This is a genomic window from Bacteriovorax sp. PP10 (genome assembly GCF_035013165.1).
GTDB lineage: Bacteria > Bdellovibrionota > Bacteriovoracia > Bacteriovoracales > Bacteriovoracaceae > Bacteriovorax > Bacteriovorax antarcticus.
Map to the genome: position 1 here is coordinate 1,417,529 of NZ_JAYGJQ010000002.1, position 16,738 is coordinate 1,434,266.

General features: G+C 38.6%; 17 protein-coding genes. 9 read left to right on the forward strand and 8 right to left on the reverse strand.

What is annotated here, in order from left to right:
• Window positions 1-10: 10 nt before the first annotated feature.
• The gene (sufB, locus tag SHI21_RS16870) at window positions 11-1,438 is read right to left on the reverse strand and encodes a Fe-S cluster assembly protein SufB (RefSeq protein WP_323578091.1); all 1,428 of its coding nucleotides are present in this window, start codon (window positions 1,436-1,438) and stop codon (window positions 11-13) included.
• Window positions 1,435-1,884, reverse strand: a complete 450-nt coding sequence (locus SHI21_RS16875; RefSeq protein WP_323578093.1) for an RrF2 family transcriptional regulator — start codon at window positions 1,882-1,884, stop codon at window positions 1,435-1,437. Before SHI21_RS16875 ends, sufB begins: the two co-directional genes overlap by 4 nt.
• A gap of 201 nt (window positions 1,885-2,085) precedes the next feature.
• Between SHI21_RS16875 and SHI21_RS16880 the strand changes: the two genes are divergently transcribed.
• Genes SHI21_RS16880 through SHI21_RS16895 form a run of 4 tightly spaced genes read left to right on the forward strand, consistent with a single transcriptional unit; the run spans window position 2,086 to window position 5,354 of the window.
• Window positions 2,086-3,792: a hypothetical protein gene (locus tag SHI21_RS16880; protein ID WP_323578095.1), complete on the forward strand. Its 1,707-nt coding sequence runs from the start codon at window positions 2,086-2,088 to the stop codon at window positions 3,790-3,792.
• 12 nt (window positions 3,793-3,804) lie between these two features.
• The gene (locus tag SHI21_RS16885; RefSeq protein ID WP_323578096.1) at window positions 3,805-4,707 is read left to right on the forward strand and encodes a rhomboid family intramembrane serine protease; all 903 of its coding nucleotides are present in this window, start codon (window positions 3,805-3,807) and stop codon (window positions 4,705-4,707) included.
• Between the two features lie 12 nt (window positions 4,708-4,719).
• A complete protein-coding gene (locus SHI21_RS16890; RefSeq protein WP_323578097.1) occupies window positions 4,720-4,974 on the forward strand; it encodes a hypothetical protein in 255 nt (84 codons plus the stop codon).
• Between the two features lie 2 nt (window positions 4,975-4,976).
• Complete coding sequence (locus SHI21_RS16895; RefSeq protein ID WP_323578098.1) at window positions 4,977-5,354, forward strand: hypothetical protein; 378 nt, start codon at window positions 4,977-4,979, stop codon at window positions 5,352-5,354.
• On the opposite strand, the gene SHI21_RS16900 is transcribed toward SHI21_RS16895, so the two are convergent.
• The 3 genes from SHI21_RS16900 to SHI21_RS16910 form a co-directional block, all read right to left on the reverse strand.
• The gene (locus tag SHI21_RS16900) at window positions 5,329-6,159 is read right to left on the reverse strand and encodes a TIGR02147 family protein (protein ID WP_323578099.1); all 831 of its coding nucleotides are present in this window, start codon (window positions 6,157-6,159) and stop codon (window positions 5,329-5,331) included. The genes SHI21_RS16895 and SHI21_RS16900 overlap by 26 nt on opposite strands.
• 3 nt (window positions 6,160-6,162) lie before the next feature.
• Window positions 6,163-7,218 (reverse strand): hypothetical protein, encoded by a 1,056-nt coding sequence (locus tag SHI21_RS16905; RefSeq protein ID WP_323578101.1) that lies wholly within the window; start codon window positions 7,216-7,218, stop codon window positions 6,163-6,165.
• Between the two features lie 191 nt (window positions 7,219-7,409).
• Window positions 7,410-8,300 carry a signal peptidase II gene (locus SHI21_RS16910; RefSeq protein WP_323578102.1) on the reverse strand — a complete coding sequence of 297 codons (891 nt, stop codon included), beginning with the start codon at window positions 8,298-8,300 and terminating at the stop codon, window positions 7,410-7,412.
• 213 nt (window positions 8,301-8,513) lie between these two features.
• Between SHI21_RS16910 and SHI21_RS16915 the strand changes: the two genes are divergently transcribed.
• A complete protein-coding gene (locus SHI21_RS16915; protein WP_323578103.1) occupies window positions 8,514-9,941 on the forward strand; it encodes a right-handed parallel beta-helix repeat-containing protein in 1,428 nt (475 codons plus the stop codon).
• A gap of 32 nt (window positions 9,942-9,973) precedes the next feature.
• Here the strand turns inward: SHI21_RS16915 and SHI21_RS16920 are convergent, their stop codons facing one another.
• Window positions 9,974-10,414, reverse strand: coding sequence for a GNAT family N-acetyltransferase (locus SHI21_RS16920; protein WP_323578105.1), 441 nt, complete (start codon window positions 10,412-10,414; stop codon window positions 9,974-9,976).
• A 49-nt stretch (window positions 10,415-10,463) separates the two neighbouring features.
• Window positions 10,464-10,796 carry a hypothetical protein gene (locus SHI21_RS16925; protein WP_323578106.1) on the reverse strand — a complete coding sequence of 111 codons (333 nt, stop codon included), beginning with the start codon at window positions 10,794-10,796 and terminating at the stop codon, window positions 10,464-10,466.
• Window positions 10,797-11,187: 391 nt separating this feature from the next.
• Between SHI21_RS16925 and SHI21_RS16930 the strand changes: the two genes are divergently transcribed.
• From SHI21_RS16930 to SHI21_RS16945, 4 genes are all read left to right on the forward strand, one after another.
• Complete coding sequence (locus tag SHI21_RS16930) at window positions 11,188-13,257, forward strand: toprim domain-containing protein (RefSeq protein ID WP_323578107.1); 2,070 nt, start codon at window positions 11,188-11,190, stop codon at window positions 13,255-13,257.
• 22 nt (window positions 13,258-13,279) lie between these two features.
• On the forward strand, window positions 13,280-14,713 hold the full coding sequence (locus SHI21_RS16935; RefSeq protein WP_323578109.1) for a DNA gyrase subunit A: 1,434 nt from the start codon (window positions 13,280-13,282) through the stop codon (window positions 14,711-14,713).
• A gap of 121 nt (window positions 14,714-14,834) precedes the next feature.
• Window positions 14,835-15,266: an integration host factor subunit alpha gene (locus SHI21_RS20700; protein WP_410198824.1), complete on the forward strand. Its 432-nt coding sequence runs from the start codon at window positions 14,835-14,837 to the stop codon at window positions 15,264-15,266.
• Window positions 15,267-15,304: 38 nt separating this feature from the next.
• The gene (locus SHI21_RS16945) at window positions 15,305-15,823 is read left to right on the forward strand and encodes a MerR family transcriptional regulator (RefSeq protein WP_323578111.1); all 519 of its coding nucleotides are present in this window, start codon (window positions 15,305-15,307) and stop codon (window positions 15,821-15,823) included.
• On the opposite strand, the gene SHI21_RS16950 is transcribed toward SHI21_RS16945, so the two are convergent.
• A complete protein-coding gene (locus SHI21_RS16950; protein WP_323578112.1) occupies window positions 15,779-16,720 on the reverse strand; it encodes a polyprenyl synthetase family protein in 942 nt (313 codons plus the stop codon). The genes SHI21_RS16945 and SHI21_RS16950 overlap by 45 nt on opposite strands.
• Window positions 16,721-16,738: the final 18 nt, after the last annotated feature.

A 16,738-nucleotide genomic window follows, 5' to 3' on the forward strand; every position in this document is an offset into this window, starting at 1 on the left:
AATGATCCTTTTACCCGATGCTATTTTCTAATTTCATTTCAATAAGTTTTACTGCTTCTACCGAGAACTCTAGAGGAAGTTCTTTAAAAACGTCCTTGCAGAATCCGTTAACGATCATTGAGATACATTTCTCTTCTGAAAGTCCACGAGACTGAAGATAAAATAATTGCTCTTCAGAAATACGTGAAGTCGAAGCTTCGTGTTCAACAACTGCTGTATTATTTTTTACGTCAATGTATGGGAACGTGTTCGCGCGAGCTTTCGCTCCGATTAACATCGAGTCACACTGAGAGTAGTTACGAGCACCAGTTGCACTAGCGTTGATTTTTACAAGTCCACGGTAGTTGTTTTCTGATTGCTCGGCAGAGATCCCTTTAGAGATGATTGTCGACTTGGTATTTTTACCAATGTGAACCATCTTTGTTCCAGTATCTGCTTGCATGAAGTTGTTAGTTAGAGCAACTGAGTAGAATGCTCCTTCAGATCCATCTCCAATTAAATTACAAGAAGGGTATTTCCAAGTGATGGCTGAACCAGCTTCAACTTGCGTCCATGAAATTTTTGAATTCTTTCCAAGACAGTTTCCGCGTTTTGTAACGAAGTTATAAATTCCTCCCACACCTTTTTTATCGCCGGCGTACCAGTTTTGAACTGTAGAGTATTTAATCTCAGCGTTGTCCATTGCGATTAACTCAACGATAGCAGCGTGAAGTTGATTTTCATCTCTTTGCGGAGCTGTACAACCTTCAAGGTAGTTTACGAATGAGCCTTCTTCAGCAACGATCAGTGTTCTTTCGAACTGTCCTGTTTCTTTGGCGTTGATTCTGAAATACGTCGATAGATCCAGCGGACATCTCACACCTTTTGGGATGTAGACGAATGACCCGTCAGAAAATACAGCAGCATTTAGAGCAGCGTAAAAGTTATCAGAGTGGGGAACAACTGTTCCCAAATATTTCTTCACTAGTTCAGGACGCTCTTTAACAGCTTCTGAAATAGAGCAGAAGATAACTCCAACTTTTTCCAGTTCTTCTCTGTGAGTTGTCGCGACCGAAACTGAATCAAATACCGCATCAACAGCAACACCGGAAATACGTTTTTGCTCGTTAAGTGGAATTCCAAGTTTTGCGAAAGTTGCTAGAAGTTCAGGATCGATTTCATTAAGATCGGCCAGGGCCTCTTTTTTCTTCGGTGCTGAATAATAGTAAAGATCTTCGTAATCGATTTCTGGAATATCAAGCTTTGCCCATTTAGGGTGCTTCATTGTTTTCCAATGGCGGAATGCTTTCAAACGGAAATCCAGAAGCCATTCAGGCTCCTCTTTTTTCGCTGAAATCATGCGAACGATATCTTCGTTCAGACCCTTCGGAAAACTTTCCGTTTCGATGTCTGTGAAGAATCCATATTTGTAGTCAGAATTTAAAATATCTGTGCTCATGCGTGCACCTCTAAAATTTTAGCCTGGTTGAACTCAGTACCTTGAAGGAGTTCAGCAAGCGTTAAGTTTTCTAAAAAAGCGTTTAGTTTGCGGTTTAGGTTTTCAACCGGAGTTGAGATGTTACATTTTCCTAAAAGCTCGCAAGTTCCTTTGTGGTTAGTGCAAACGCGACCGATTTCTTCGCGGCCTTCGATCATTTGAACTAGTTCCATATATGTAATAGCGTCTAAATTTTTGTTAAGAGAGTATCCACCTTTAATTCCTTTTACAGATTTTAAGATGTCGTGACTGTTCATCACTTGCATCACTTTTGCTGTCGTATCAAAGGGCGTTTGAAACACGTCACAGATTTCCCTAGCAGACACAAGTGCTGCATGATCATTTTTGTCGGCCATGAATTTCAAGGCCATCAGTGCGTATTCAACTTTCTTATTAATTTTAAGCATGACAGTTTCCTCTTAGTATCGTTTTTGAGTCCACTATTTCCATTATTCAATTGTCCGCTGTATAGGCCCACCATATCCCAATATACGCCAAAAATAAACCTATTTATGATTTGAGGGCATTTTTCCTTTTGGATCTTAACGAAATGCTCCAAAAAACCGATACAGTTGTGAATGAAAAACATGGGTATCATGAAACTCAAAATGAATTATTTAGTCATAGCAATTCTGGCACTTTCCATTGGGAAGGTGTGGGGAAATTGCCCGGAATTTGAGACGGCGCTTGAAAAAGCGATGGCGAAGGTTACAGCGAGGGAAGCAAGTAAGAGTGTTGACGCCGACTGGAATACTCCTGAAGCGAATGCTTTTAAGCTTAAATACAACACCGAAGTCAGAGGGGCGGCAGATAACCGCAAGTTTATGACTTTGATGGAGCAGGATAAAAAACTAGGCAACCGCGATGTTTTGTATTTTGACGTAGAAAATTCTGTGCAAAAAAAGCTCAATGACTCCATTGTCGGTGACAAGGAAATGGTCGATGCCATCAATAATTCTTTCATGGCAAAATTCAATAAAAACCTGAGTGCCAGTCCGGAAATTATGAAAAGACTGGAAGGGCAGTATCAGGATTTTAAGCCGATTCGCTTAAGGCTAAAACTACAGGCCGGCGATGACCGTGCTTTATTAGAAAAAAAGTTAGATGAAATTTACAGAAAGACTAATGCTGAATTTGTGGCCGAGTTTGAGTCGAGTGGAATGACAAAATTAATTCCACCAAGAACAGATGAAGTAGTTGATCCGAGTAACTGGTTTTTATCTGGTTCCGGAGAAAATGCACTGGAGGCCAACATGGCCGCTCGTGGAGCAAGAAGTGCTGGCTTTGCACCTGGACAAGCAAAAACATTAGGGTTCAAAGAACAGGTTGATACCATCCATGCAGACTTAAATTCAATTGAAGGTCTCAGGTTATCACTCGTCCAAAATGAAGCGCTTTTAAAAAGCGGAATCATGCTTAAAACCTCTACGGGCGAAATTGTTCCGTCCAGAGATATGATTGGCGTTTTAAGAAAAATTAAAATGGCCGATTGTCAGAGTGTTGCCGAATACAATGCCAAAATAAGGGCCAAAGTGAAGACGCTTTTTAAATCGGATATCAGCGATAAAAACATTGAAGAGCTGACAGTTTACTTTAAAAAAATAGACTCCATTTCGCCGCCACTATTCCAACGTCAACGTACGGTGATTAATCTTGGCGAAGCAAAAGGCGGAATTGTTTCAGTGGATTTTTCGGGAGTCGGAGTTGATAATGCTTTTGAGCAAATGCGCGCACTCTCAGCAGTGAATTATGCTCAACAAGACAAACGACTCTTGATTAAAGATGCCTTTGAAAAAGTTCAAAATAATGTTGATAAGGTGACAGATGACCTGAATATGGCCAAACGTGCTTTTAATAAGGCCAGCAATGAAAATAATTCGACGAAGTTCTCCGGAGATGACGGAATTCTGATGCCAAATACCAAGTGGGAGAAGGCAAAAAAACAAGAATTGTTAAGAGAGCTCTCAAGAACATCTGATCCTTCTAAGTTTCGTGTGACGTTTGTAAGGACAGAATTCGATAGTGGGGTTAGTATTCCGGCAATGGAGAGATCATCGCGGGTCGTGCGAGCTGAAACGATCGAAAAAAGTCTGAGAGATACAGTTGTTGGTGCAACCAAGATTGACAGCAGCAGGGCCCGAAAAATGATTTTTGCCATTGATTCAATTCCTTCAGTGACAGGCGGAAGATTCAACCTGATCATAGGTGGAGAGAAACCCACAGCTGCAGAATTGAAAATGATTGAAGCAGCTTTTAAAAAATTAATGGATAAAAAAGATGGCGAAGTTTTCGGTGAGATTATTGAAGCCTACTAATTGGAAAAATATATGATAGTGGTCGGCGAACTTCGCGATAAAAAAATGATTGATCTGATGAGAGACGAGCTTTTCGCTATGGGGATTAGTGCAGCTTCTCATTACGATGAAAAAAACGATATCTACTTTCTGACAGTGGAGGATCAAGCTGATCTGGCCCGCGCTCAGGATTATTATCGTGTAAAACTTGGCTTCAGAAAGCCTATCGAAGTTGACGCTGAATGGATTAAAATTAAGACTCTTCCCAGAGGAGAGACGACATTTGCCATTTTAATTGCCTGCGTGGTTCTCTTTGGACTCAGTTATCTCGATATGGGAAAACGGCTGCAAGATTTGCTCTTTATGGGCTCACCTGAAACAGGTTTTTTATACGAGATTTTGCACGGGCAATTGTGGAGATTAATCACTCCGATTTTTATCCATTTATCTATCCTGCACATTTTATTTAATATGCTTTGGTTTAAAGACCTGGGGTATTTAATTGAATTTAAATTTGGAAGAAAAGACTTGCTCACTCTCATTGGCATAAGTGGAGTGCTTTCAAACTTACTTCAGTACTGTATCAGCGGCCCGCAATTTGGTGGGATGTCAGGTGTGCTCTATGCAATGCTTGGCTACGTTTGGGTCTATAAAAAGATCCATGACGAGTTTGATTACGCTCTCCCGGCAAGAGATATCACCATTATGGTGGGATGGCTTTTACTGTGTCTGACAGGCTTCCTGGGACCTATTGCTAACGGGGCCCATGCCGGTGGATTATTCGTCGGGATGTTATACGCCGTGTATAAGGCGCCCGAGAAGTGGGGAAGGCTGCATTTTAAGTATTTTTCGCTCGCTTTTATCTTTTTAGCTTTCACAATTGGCGTCGAAGGGTTAAAGCTCGGTGGACGTTATTTTATATTACTTTGGATGTAAGGATTAGGGACAATGGCAAACGCACGCGTAACAGAATTAACAAACTCATTTAAGGAAAAAACTCCTAAACAAATGAGAACGATCAGAAACAGTTTAAACAACCGTATCAAATCGTTTGAAGATGAAATGAAATTTGGAAAATCGCTTCCAAAACTAACAGCTTCACATATGTTTTTTGAACTTGAACTAAAAGATCTTAACGAGCTTAAAGAATCAGCGATGAAAAAAATCAGAACTGATGAAAAAGCAGAAAAGGCAAAAGCATAATAATGATGAAGAATGTTTTTACTTTCATTCTTCTTTCGATTTCAGTGAAAGCATTCGCTGAAGAGGCCGCGCCGGTAGTGATACCCGCGGCCAAGTTGAATGAAGAATTAATAGAAACAAGAAAATCTAATTATCAGCTTACTAACCGCTACAAAGGCGGCCCTTACTTGGTCTATGACTGTGAGGGAGAGTTCTATGCTTGTGTCGACGTGGATGGCAGTGAGAAATGCCGTGAGAAGCGCGATGAGAGTATCAATAAAAAAGAAACACGACTTCCGTGTGCACCACTAAAAAAATTCGAAGATAAAAAGACCTGTCTGCAAAAGAACTATGAAGTTCTGGAGTCGCTGGCCGTTAAAAGGTTTTGTTTTCCGAAATAGCTAACTCCTCATTTTTTACTTGAGTCGCCGTCATTTCAAAAAACTGCGTGCTCAGGCAATACACAGCATCTTTATTTGGAAAGCTTTCAAACTCCTTCATTAAATCTCTTCTGAAGTGCTTAATTCTCTCTTTGGCCTTACTCAACTGCTCTTTGTTAAGCCCAAAAACAGCAATTGAAAAATCGCGGTTTGAGACATCCTGAGCGCGTAGTTCAAGCGCGGCCTTCTTGAGAATTTGTTCGTTGAGCTGCTTTACACTTTCTGTCGGAATATCCATGGCCGACTCACGATTAGCGTCACTGATAAAAAAACCGTTAGAATGAGGAGTCGCACTAATAACTTTCATTTCAAGCAGTTCATTAATCGAATCCTCGGTAATTTCTAATGAAAGGCCTAATCTTTGAGCAAGCTCTTCAGTAGAAAGATTATGTTGGATTGCAATGAGTTCAATTAAGGCCAGGTGGTACCAGTTAGAAATTTTACTACATTCAATTTCAGTGTATTTATCAAAAAAGTCTGTGATTTGATTTTGTGATTTCTCTCTTTGGGCCGGGCTTCTGTCGTGTTCGGCCTGAACTAAGTTAATAAAAAAGCCCTTATCCTTTTCATTTAATTGTAAAACTTCTGCGATCTCAATGGCCCGCTTAACAGAAATACCAATTTTTCCTTTTAAGATTTCAGAAAACCTTGAAGCAGGAATATTGAGTTGACGGGCAAAAGCACTCATTGTGTAAGCAGGGTTTCTTGCCTGGCGGGCCTCAAGAATACTATTAAGATAACCTTCAAAAGTTTTAAAATTTTTCATAGTTTATTGGTATTGATATCCACATTTAAGTATTGGCGTATTTGTATCATCGTTAATATTGAAACCTGCGAGTGTCGATTGAAGCCGTTTTGACTGCTGTAATCTTGAATTAAGTACTGTTAGCGCTTTTTCTTCATCATGTGAAAGAATCAGATTTTTTATATCATCCGAGATCAAGCATTGAGGTAAAACATTAACGTTACCTGTAGTGTAATTAAGAAGTGCGATGTAGCTATATTTAAAAGACTCATTTTTTGTTGGAGCAATTATTAAGCTTGAGGCAAACGCATAGGCATGGTCTTGGGGGGAACCAAAAAAATCAGTGTAATAGCTTAAATAAAGTTTTGAAAGGATCAGAATGGATTCTCGAGAAATTATTTGTGAGAGAACAGGGGCCGCAGGGTTAGTCTTTTTATACAGCTCAACTTCTTTCGTTATGACAGCATTTAAACCCCATGTCCTGTTATGATAAATTTTTTCTAATAAGGAGTAGAATTCAAAAATAGAGTTAGCACTATTTTCTTCTAAGTACTGTTGAAAAGCGTATTCAAGTCTAAGCATTTCTTTGAGTGATTTTACGTTTGCCGAAAGCCACATTGACTCATGAAAAAGAATGGCCATTTTCTCAATCGGTTTTAATAAAAAGAAATCGGGTAAAAGCAGTGTCTGTTGGGTCTGAGTATTTGTAATCGCAAAAAGAGTAATATCTTTAAGATCAAGTCCTGTCGCTTTTTGATACTCTTCTTTAATCTTATCAAGAGTTTCTTTAGAGTTTTGATCTGTTGCTCTGAAGTATTTTCTCGAAATTGAAGGAGCAATGTTTTGAAGTATTGAAAACTTTGTTTGTGAGTCAATTTTCAGTTTATAAATTTCTTGATTGAGCATCTGAATTTCATCAAGGCCTTCAATTGGATCAGGATCAATTTTAATTTTTGCACTAAAGAATGTGGCAACTGTTCCGTTGACACTTAATCCGCCGCCGCCATTTTGAATGTCGGTCCCAGCAAAGCCACAAAGAGCGTAAAAACTCACGAAGAAGAAGCTAAATAAAATTTTCATAGAATTAATCTAGCTTGAGAGATTTGAAGTGTTAAGTACAAAAACCATGAGAGTTTAATTTACTGCCTTAAAGGCAACTGTACCTCGAGGATGTAAGTATAATCTTACAGATAGGCGCTTATGTATATTGATGTATTAGAATTGGCGGAATGCTTCCTTCTTCAATTATATATGAGACGAGTGGCCCTTTATCATTTCGTTTTATTAATCTTAGAATTAAGCTTCGTACAAATCTCTTCTAATTCCTTAAATTCATCATTCTTTCTAAGTTTAAAATCTCGGGTCGTACCATCAAGACTCTCGTTGAGGTATTTTTCTAAAGCATATATTGGGCCAGCGACTCTGTGAGAGAGAATGACTCCTGTGATAAAACCAGTAAGTGCTAAAAAGAGTAATATGATAAAACCACAAATAAAGTAGTAAGAGATGAGGGAGCTATTAGAATCTTCTTTGAAAAAAGCAAAACCAAAAACAATGAAAACAACTCCCACCATGAAATTCATCATTCCCAGAAGAAGTCCTGAGCGTAGCTGAAGGCCTGGTTTGATTAAAATTTTATTCCTAAAATCCTGCGTCGGCCACCAGTGGACAGAGTCTTGATAGATTCCATAGGCAATGAAGGCGTATCCCAACCATTGAAATAAATCGGCAAGATTATAAAAGGGAGACATTCTACTAATGAAATGAAAACTAAAAAAATCGACGACAGCAAAACCGATCAGGCGATCAGTGACATTGCCGACAATTCCTCCAGCTAGTAGGGATAGACCCATACGTAGCCATTTTGAATGTATTGGAGCAACGGCAAGGATTAAGATATAAAAACTCAAAATCACCGCCCCCATGGTTGCGAGGATGGTGGTTTTCACATGGTCTGGAAGGTGAGAAAGCCATCCCATCATGATACCGTGGTTATAAACTAAATCGAATTTTAAAAAAGTAACCGAGAACGAATCCTGGAGTGTTTCGGCCCAATTCTTAGAGAGACGATCCAGACCCCAGACAAAGATAAAGGGTAGGAAGGCGTATAAAAGCTCATTTTTAGCACGGTCTTTTAGATGTAATAACTTTAATGAATTCATAGTTAAGGTATCGGTCGGTGGGCCATCGTTGTTGAATTATTATGAGTGCCAACAATCAGTGGGGGGCTCAATTAAATATGTATAATCATGTATATCTTTTAATGTCTTAATTTCATTTAAAGCTCTTTTTTATCGTCAAAACATCAATAAAAAAATTCACATCTCCGATAGAATGGCTCAACAGGAAAAAATTGCAGAATAGTTGGAGCTTAAATGAACAAAAATAAAAAATTATGCATGATTGGATTCGCCGTAACGGGTGGAGTTCTGTTTACTGCTTTTCAAAATTTTACTGATGTTACGAATCCAGGTGCTAAGGCCTGTTCAGTTGCTAAAGTGAATGAACTACTTGAACCAGCAACTGATACAAAGTGGATTGTAAAACTTAATTGTTCAACAAAACTTCCTGCAGCTCAACAGATTACAAAGCAGATTATTTATGAAGGAAAGGCCGCTTCGGGGGCAACCCTGGATTGTGCTGGTAGCACGATTTATAAAGCTGGTGCAGATGCACTGGTTATCCGTTCTAAAGTTGTGATGAAAGATAATGTGAAAACATGGGAGCGCCCTGAAAATGTAACAGTAAAAAACTGTAACATTCAAGGGGGAGTGAGAATTTACGGTATGGCAAAAAATGGTGAAGGATTAGACTTGAGAGAGTCTTCGCGCCAGGATGCAAATCATTCAAAAAGAGCGAAAGATAATGCCCCTAAAAATATTATGCTCCATAAAATTAAAATCGCTAGTGAAGGACGTATCGCTCTGTATATATCACCGGGGGTAACTTTTGTAACATTACAGAATTCTTCTATTTCCGGAAATTCTCCACTTGCAGTGTATCTTGATGCTGAATCAGCAAATAATTCTTTTTTAAATAATTCGATCAATACTGTAACTGAAAAACGTGAGTTGTTTGCGATTGATGGTTCGGCCAATAATATTATTCAGGGAAATAAATTCTCAAGCTTAAGTAACGGTGGAATTTATGTTTACAGAAACTGTGGAGAAGGTGGGACTATCCGCCATCAAACACCTTCGGGAAACAAAATTCAGGATAATATTTTCTATTACAATAAATACAAAGGTGGAAATCCTTCAATTTTATTAGGATCAAGAAATGGTAATAGAAAATACTGTGATCTTGACAATGGCTTTCCTTGGGGAAGTAGTGTGAACGACGGCGACTATGCTAGAAATAATATAGTTACAGGAAACAAAATTTACGTGAGAAGTGTTAACGATATGATTGTTTCAAATCACTCGAGCAACCAAGTCAATACAAACTATACTGTGACTGCTGCAACAGTAAATAGTGTAGGTGCACCACCTGTTGTAACTAAGCCCATCGTAACGTCACCAGGGAATTCATGTCAGGCGATTTCAAAATCATGTGGATACGATATGGGCCTTTACCGTGATGGACAAAGAGGAGGCGTAAAAGGGTATTTAAAACGCGATAATAAATGTAATTATTCTGTAAGAGTCACTGCAAGTAAAAATGGCGCAGACTCTGGTTTTATCAATGCTAAATCTGTTCAAGTGGTTGGTGATCGTGGATACCGTTATACGGCGAAGATTGCGAATAATGAATTTGTGGTAACGTCATCTGCTGGTCAGGAAGTTTGTCAGATCAATCTATAAGTATTTTTCTAAGTCCGGGGTAAAACTCGGACTTAGATATTTTTATACATCAAAACATGCATCCCAATTCCTTCAATTTCAAACGGCTCAGCACTGAACGTTTTGAATCCTACTTTTTCGTAAAATCCAATCGCTGTTACACGGGCATTACACCACAATAACGTGCAAAAGTTTTGTTTGATAACCGGGAAGGCCATATTCAGAAGTTCTGAACTTAAACCTTGTCCCTGGAATTCCGGGAGAGTGGCCATACCACGAAGTTGGTATTGGTGAAGGTCGGGAAAGTTTGTATTTCTGTCGTAGTAAAAACTTGCAACAGAAACTAATTGAGATTCAATGAAAGCACCAAGGTGAAATGAAATATCTTCATCTTCATCGTGTTCAAACTTTGATTTTTTTAGATCATGGTCCGGAGTCAACACCTGTTGCCTGATCGGATATGTATCTGATGCATTTAATCTTAAAACTTTCATATTAAAATTTTATAATATGCTTTTATGGCATTGTCATTTTTTGTTTTGTTTAATGACTTAACGTGTTTGAGAGTCTAAATAATCTTTCCATGGTCATTTTTGCTAATGTTTGAGAAAAGAATTCAAAGACTACATTGGGAAAACCTGTGTGTTTACCACTCCAGTCCGCTTTACTATAAAACAGACAGCGATTATCAATTTTTTCGACGTATATTGTACCCTTTAAATCTTTTAAAATTCCTTCCTCAAATACGAAGGGATAAGCACCTTCTTTTGTAATGCGCGGAAGTTTAAAAATAAGGCGCATATCATAGGGAAGAAGCACGTGTGAGAGCAGGAAATTAATCTCTTGTTTTTGCTCGTCATATTGGCTCGATTTCACGAAATCTAAGAATTGAGAGTAACTCTCGTACAGAGAGAGTTTTTTTAAGGCATAATCACAGCTTTTTTGATGAAAACCGGCGATTGAAAAATGCAGTTCCTGAATCTCCTCAGTTTTTGGGCCTTTTCCTAAAACCAAGCTTTTAACTTTTGATTCGGAGAATATTTCGTCCGCGAAAATTTTTTCTTTTAATTTTTTTTTATACGGCAAAACGTTATGATTTTGATCCGCTCCGTAGAGGGAAAACGAGACTATCGACGTCAAAATTAACAAGAAGCATAATTGAGTTTTACGACGCATTGTACCTTTTCTAAGACCCGGTGTGGTCTTTAACCTAGTGATCGAAAGTGACTATTATTTCCCAATATTTAGAGATTGAAAAGGATGCATAATGAGTAGTGTAGGCCCGGTTGTCAGAAAAGGCAGCACCAAAGACGCCTTAATTGAAAGTAAAGATCAGCGCTGGCACGTTAGAAATCGTGTTACGTTGGTGTTCGGCAGTAACGATGTAGAAGATTTAGAAGCTTATATCTATAAACCTAATGGTATTGAGTTCAAAACTATTAAGTTTCACCAAGCAAAATCAAAGGCCGTTGAAGAGATTTTAGATAACAGTATCGACGAGTACTATCGTGGACATGTTACTGAAATTCATACGACGCTTTCACCTGATAAAAAGACGGTAACTGTTACTGATAACGGAATTGGTTTTCCGGTTGATAAAGTAGCGCAAGTTTACACGGAATTTAGAACAGGTTCGAAATTCAAAGACGAAGAAACAGATGAGAAAGGGTTTTTATTCAGAACATTAGGACAAAACGGTCTTGGTGCAGCTGCGACTTGTTTAACTTCTGACTCATTCGTTGCCACTGTAAAGCACTACAATTCGAAGATGGAACAAACTTACGAATTTATCAATGGTGCACTTACAACAAAAAAGACAAAACCAAAGCCTTTCAAAGGCGCTTCTGGTGTAAGTGTTACGTTAACTCTTTCGAAAGAAGTTTATAAAAACAACGAAATTTCAGAAGATTTACTAAGAAAACGTATCATCGATTTAGCTTATAACAACCCGGGATTAACGTTCTATTTTAACGGTGAAAAATACCTGTTTAAGAAAGGACTTTTTGAGCTTGCTCAAAGAATTGATGCCGCTTCTGCTCAGCTACTTGGTGAAGACGTCTATATTTACGAAACAGAGAACGCAAAAGGTAAAAAAGTTAAAGGGAAAATCGATTTTCACTTATCTTTGACCCTTGATAAACGCTCAGAAGAGCGCGAAAAGTTCATTTCTTTCGTGAATAGTACACCTACTTTTGACGGTGGATTCCACCACGATAGAGTGAAGAGAATTTTCATTAACACTGTTAAAGAAAAGATCGAACGTGCAGCTAAAAAAGAGAAAATTTCTGTCGTTGATAACGATGTTCTAACGGGAATTACATTTGTAATGGGAATTACAATGCCAAATCCACGTTTCGAATCGCAAACGAAGAGAAAATTGGTTCGTGACTTAAACCTTGAAAAAGGAATTGAGTCATTCATGGCCGACAATATCGAGAAATTCCTTAGAAAAAATAAGGAATTCCTAGAGCTAGTTGTTGAACGTGCTAAGTCTCGTCACCGTTTCCAGGAGCTAAAAGACGCTTCTTTAAAAGGTAAAAAAGCTAAAAAAATGAGAGTTGAAAAACTCCTTGATGCTAACGAAAGAAAGGACAGAAATCTTTGTACACTCTTCATTTGTGAAGGGGATTCAGCGATTGGTGGACTTCGTTCTGCCCGAAATAAATTATACCAAGGTGGTATCGCCCTTAAAGGGAAACCGATGAACGTTATGCAAGCGTCGATCAACGACGTTCTTAACAATCAAGAGTTCATGGATATCATGTCGTCGATTGGTTTAACTATCGGTCAAAAAGCAGAAATCGATTCTCTTCGTTATTCGAAGATCGTTTTCCTTGCTGACTCTGACGTCGATGGTGGTCACATCAACACACTTTTAGTGAACTTCTTCTTCACGTTCTGGCCGGAAATGTTCGAGCAAGGTGCAATTCAATTTGCAAAAGCTCCACTGTTCGAGGTTATCACTGATAAAGAAACACTATTCGTAGAAAGTGAAGATCAACTTGAAAAACTGAAGAAATCGTCAGTGAAAATCAAGGAAATCCAAAGAAACAAGGGACTAGGAGAGATGTCTCCTGAGGCCTTCAAGCACACACTTAACCGTGAAGAGTTTACGAAAATTAACGTAGACAATCTCTCAGCTGCTAAGCACATGCTGGATGTTTGTTTTGGTAAAGATACAAATTTAAGAAAAGAACTTTTACTTGATACGGACTCTACAGGTTTTGGTGATGGGGAAGAAATTCCTGATCACAATGCTAAAAAATCGACAGCGAAAGTTGCGAAGTCTACGGCAAAAGCAAAACCAGTACAGAAAGCTACTAAAAAGAAAAAATAAGAATTAAGAAGGATTGAACTAGATGGAAGAAAGATATCTTCATTCACTTGATACCGTTTCTCTTACAGAAGTTGTAAAAGAAGAATACAGAAACTACCAGATTTATACTCTGATGGACCGTGCGATTCCATACCTGCAAGATGGTTTGAAGCCGGGACAAAGAAGAATTCTTTTTACGTTATGGAAAAACCAATCGAAAGGTTTAATGAAAGTTTCATCGGCTACCGGGTTAGTATTAACTCTGCATCCGCATGGACCTGCTTCAGTTGAATCAGCGATTGTTAACATGGCCCAGGATTATACTTTCTCGAACAACTATCCTTTGATTGATAAGAAAGGATATTTCGGAGAGAGAATGGAAACTGCTCCGGCAGCTTCTCGTTATATCGAATGTAAACTTGGGAAAGTTGCGGACTTTTTATTGTTCGACGACATGAACCAGGTTGATATGGTTCCGAACTATGATGAAAAAGTTATGGAGCCGGTTTGTCTGCTTCCAAAACTTCCGATCATGTTGCTTAACGGAGCTGAAGGTATTGGAACAGGATTCTCTTCTGTTATTCCAAGCTTCCACCACTCGGATTTAATTAATTCAATTATTCAATTCGTAGAAACTGGAAAAGCAAAAAAACTTAGATCATATGTTCACAATTATAAAAATAAAATTGAAACAGATGAGAAAGGCCGTCTTGTCTTCAGCATGAGATTTGAAGAAATTCACGGATCAATCTACATTACAGAAATTCCTCGCGGATACGATGCAACGAAGATCTACCGTTACTTAACGAAATACATTGATGAAGATTATATCAAAGACTTCATCGACTCTTCAGTTAACAATGATATCAAGATCGAGTTGATTTTCAAAAAAGGGCAACAGCCAAAGCTGAAAGATGTTATCGAGAAAATGGGCCAGAACTCTACAATGGTTCCAAACTACACGCTGATCTCTGAGCGCGGGGTAAGAATTTTCTCTGCACCGGAAGAAATCATTGAGATCTTCGGAGCAAAAAGATTAGAAGTTGTTAAGCGTCGTTATGAATTGATGGTTGAAGATCTTGAAAGAAAGATTCGCCAGAACAATGAAATCATCCGCTTCATCAAAGATAAAGAATACGAAGTGGCGACAAAGTCAGCTAACAGAAAAACTTACGTTGAGTATCTTGATAAAAAGAAATTCACGTTTGCTGAGTACCTGGCCGACATGCCAATTTATCGTATGACGAAAGAAGAAGTTGAAAAACGCATGTTGATGGTTAAGGACGATACGAAGTCGATGGCCGATTACGACAAGATCGCGAAGTCTAAAAACCTGGTTGAAAAGAAATTGATCGAAGAATTACGCGAAGTAGATGAAAAACTAAGTGCGTGGATTAAGCAAAAAGACTCTGAGAAGATTAATTTGCAGAAAAAGATCGAAAAAGAGACGATTAAAAAGAAGGTAAAGCGTAAATAACCGAGTAAATAACTCTGCTAAACGTAATTGCTTGAATATTTTTATAGATAAAAATAACCTTCTTTGTTAACCTATGAATATAAGGTTTAAAGGCGCACTTTAATTTTCATGGAGGAAGATAATGAGTCTTACGAAGGCCGATATCGTTGAGCGAGTATACAAAGAAGCTGGTTTCTCAAAGAAAGAAGCAGCAGATCTAGTTGATCTTGTTTTTAAAGTTATCAAAGACACTCTTTCTAAGGGTGAGAAAGTAAAAATATCCGGCTTCGGAAATTTTTCTATCAGAGACAAAGCAACACGTGTAGGGAGAAATCCACAGACAGGTGAAGCGATGGATATTTCTGCTAGAAGAGTTCTGACATTTAAGCCTTCACAAGTGCTTAAAGAAGATGTCACAATCAGATATGCACATCGCCTTGATGAAAAAGGTAACGAGAACAAATCTCTTCCACCAAAAGAAGGAACTGCGAGAGCTCTAAGCTCTTTCATGTCGAATACTGATGATGGTGAAGACGATGTAGATTTTTCTCCGGAAGATGAAGATAACGATTAGACTTTAGTTTTAGACTGAAGCGGAAACAGGAAAAGTTGATGTTTGGACCAATTGAAATTCCCAACAAATCTTCCTTCAAGATCAATGAAGTTTGTGCGCTCACTGGTGTAAAATCTTACGTTTTACGTTTTTGGGAGTCAGAGTTTACAGAAATTGCTCCGATGACTTCTTCTTCAGGACAAAAGCTTTACGAACATCGCGATATCGAAGCGATCCTTCTGATAAAAAAATTACTATTTGAAGAAAAAATGACAATAGAGCGCGCGAAGGCAGAGATGAAAATTCTTATGCCTCGCGAGTTTCTTGTTGAACAAGGTTTTGCTGAAAACTTTTCTTTCGAAGACGATGGAAGAGATGACGGCAGAATTGATGAAGATGAATTTTTAGGGACCTCTGAAGTCGAGCTACCGGAAATTCCTGCCTACCCAAGTCGCGAATCAATGACAAAAAGAGTGTTGATTGAGTCTGACTTCCAAAAACTTATGCTGGCAAAATCTAAATTGGTGGAAATTCTAAATATCACCGAAAGTTTGCATCATAAGAATCACTGGAGCTAAATCCAGCTTTCCTTTTAAGTGCGTATCGATGATTTTCTTGTTGGGAGCAATAAGAGAGAGCATTTTTGCGTAATAATCTTTAACGATCTTATCCGTATTCGATAATTTTAAATCTTTTGATAATTTTGCGAATTGCTCTAAACCTTTAAGAGTTTCTTTATAAGACTCTTCGGGGAAGTGTAGCCACGGATTTACATCCAGCTCGTGTTCACTTAATTCACTTTCTGCTAATTCACTTAAGTCATCGATCAATTGAAAATTTACGCCTAGAAGCCTTGAATACTTCCATAGCTTCTTTTCACGACTGTAGTCGGACTTTGGGTTGGCAATAATTGCACTTCCTAAAATCGCCACTTGAATCAGTCTGGCCGTCTTTAGTTCATGAGTGCGCAGAGTGTTTTGGAAATTCTCGGTCATCTCGTGAGCTAGATCCATCACCTGACCGTGGATTAATCCTTTCGGTCCAAGTGCCCAGCTGAATAATCTAAAAAGATCCTGAGATCTCGGGTGATTTATTTTTGAAAGTAGTTGATAAGAAATATTTAGTAGGCCATCTCCTGCGAGTAACGCCTGCCATTCGCCGAAGGCAATATGCGTGCACGGCTTTCCACGTCTTGTAAGGTCATTATCCATGCAGGGAAGATCATCATGAAGCAAAGTGTATGTGTGATGAAATTCAACGCCAGAAGAGAGTTTAGAGTGGTTAGAATTTAAATCTAAGTGAGATGTCTGATACAGTTCAGGATTCAAATCTTGAAAGACAGACCAGACCAGGTGCGGACGAAATAATTTCCCGCCAGGAAGAGATGCGTAAAGATACACATCCAAAACTTTATGGTTAGGTAGGTTTCTGACCAGGTGATGGGTCAGCATCTTTTCGATTTGTGCTGATTGCATAATTTTCAACTAGAGTGA

Excerpts from the sequence above, each read along its gene's own strand:
- SHI21_RS16890 (WP_323578097.1), top strand. The coding sequence starts at position 4,720 with ATGGCAAACGCACGCGTAACAGAATTAACAAACTCATTTAAGGAAAAA.
- SHI21_RS16900 (WP_323578099.1), bottom strand. The coding sequence starts at position 6,159 with ATGAAAAATTTTAAAACTTTTGAAGGTTATCTTAATAGTATTCTTGAG.
- SHI21_RS16950 (WP_323578112.1), bottom strand. The coding sequence starts at position 16,720 with ATGCAATCAGCACAAATCGAAAAGATGCTGACCCATCACCTGGTCAGA.
- SHI21_RS16945 (WP_323578111.1), top strand. The coding sequence starts at position 15,305 with ATGTTTGGACCAATTGAAATTCCCAACAAATCTTCCTTCAAGATCAAT.
- SHI21_RS16920 (WP_323578105.1), bottom strand. The coding sequence starts at position 10,414 with ATGAAAGTTTTAAGATTAAATGCATCAGATACATATCCGATCAGGCAA.
- SHI21_RS16875 (WP_323578093.1), bottom strand. The coding sequence starts at position 1,884 with ATGCTTAAAATTAATAAGAAAGTTGAATACGCACTGATGGCCTTGAAA.
- sufB (WP_323578091.1), bottom strand. The coding sequence starts at position 1,438 with ATGAGCACAGATATTTTAAATTCTGACTACAAATATGGATTCTTCACA.
- SHI21_RS16895 (WP_323578098.1), top strand. The coding sequence starts at position 4,977 with ATGATGAAGAATGTTTTTACTTTCATTCTTCTTTCGATTTCAGTGAAA.
- SHI21_RS16885 (WP_323578096.1), top strand. The coding sequence starts at position 3,805 with ATGATAGTGGTCGGCGAACTTCGCGATAAAAAAATGATTGATCTGATG.
- SHI21_RS16880 (WP_323578095.1), top strand. The coding sequence starts at position 2,086 with ATGAATTATTTAGTCATAGCAATTCTGGCACTTTCCATTGGGAAGGTG.
- SHI21_RS16935 (WP_323578109.1), top strand. The coding sequence starts at position 13,280 with ATGGAAGAAAGATATCTTCATTCACTTGATACCGTTTCTCTTACAGAA.
- SHI21_RS16905 (WP_323578101.1), bottom strand. The coding sequence starts at position 7,218 with ATGAAAATTTTATTTAGCTTCTTCTTCGTGAGTTTTTACGCTCTTTGT.
- SHI21_RS20700 (WP_410198824.1), top strand. The coding sequence starts at position 14,835 with ATGAGTCTTACGAAGGCCGATATCGTTGAGCGAGTATACAAAGAAGCT.
- SHI21_RS16910 (WP_323578102.1), bottom strand. The coding sequence starts at position 8,300 with ATGAATTCATTAAAGTTATTACATCTAAAAGACCGTGCTAAAAATGAG.
- SHI21_RS16930 (WP_323578107.1), top strand. The coding sequence starts at position 11,188 with ATGAGTAGTGTAGGCCCGGTTGTCAGAAAAGGCAGCACCAAAGACGCC.
- SHI21_RS16915 (WP_323578103.1), top strand. The coding sequence starts at position 8,514 with ATGAACAAAAATAAAAAATTATGCATGATTGGATTCGCCGTAACGGGT.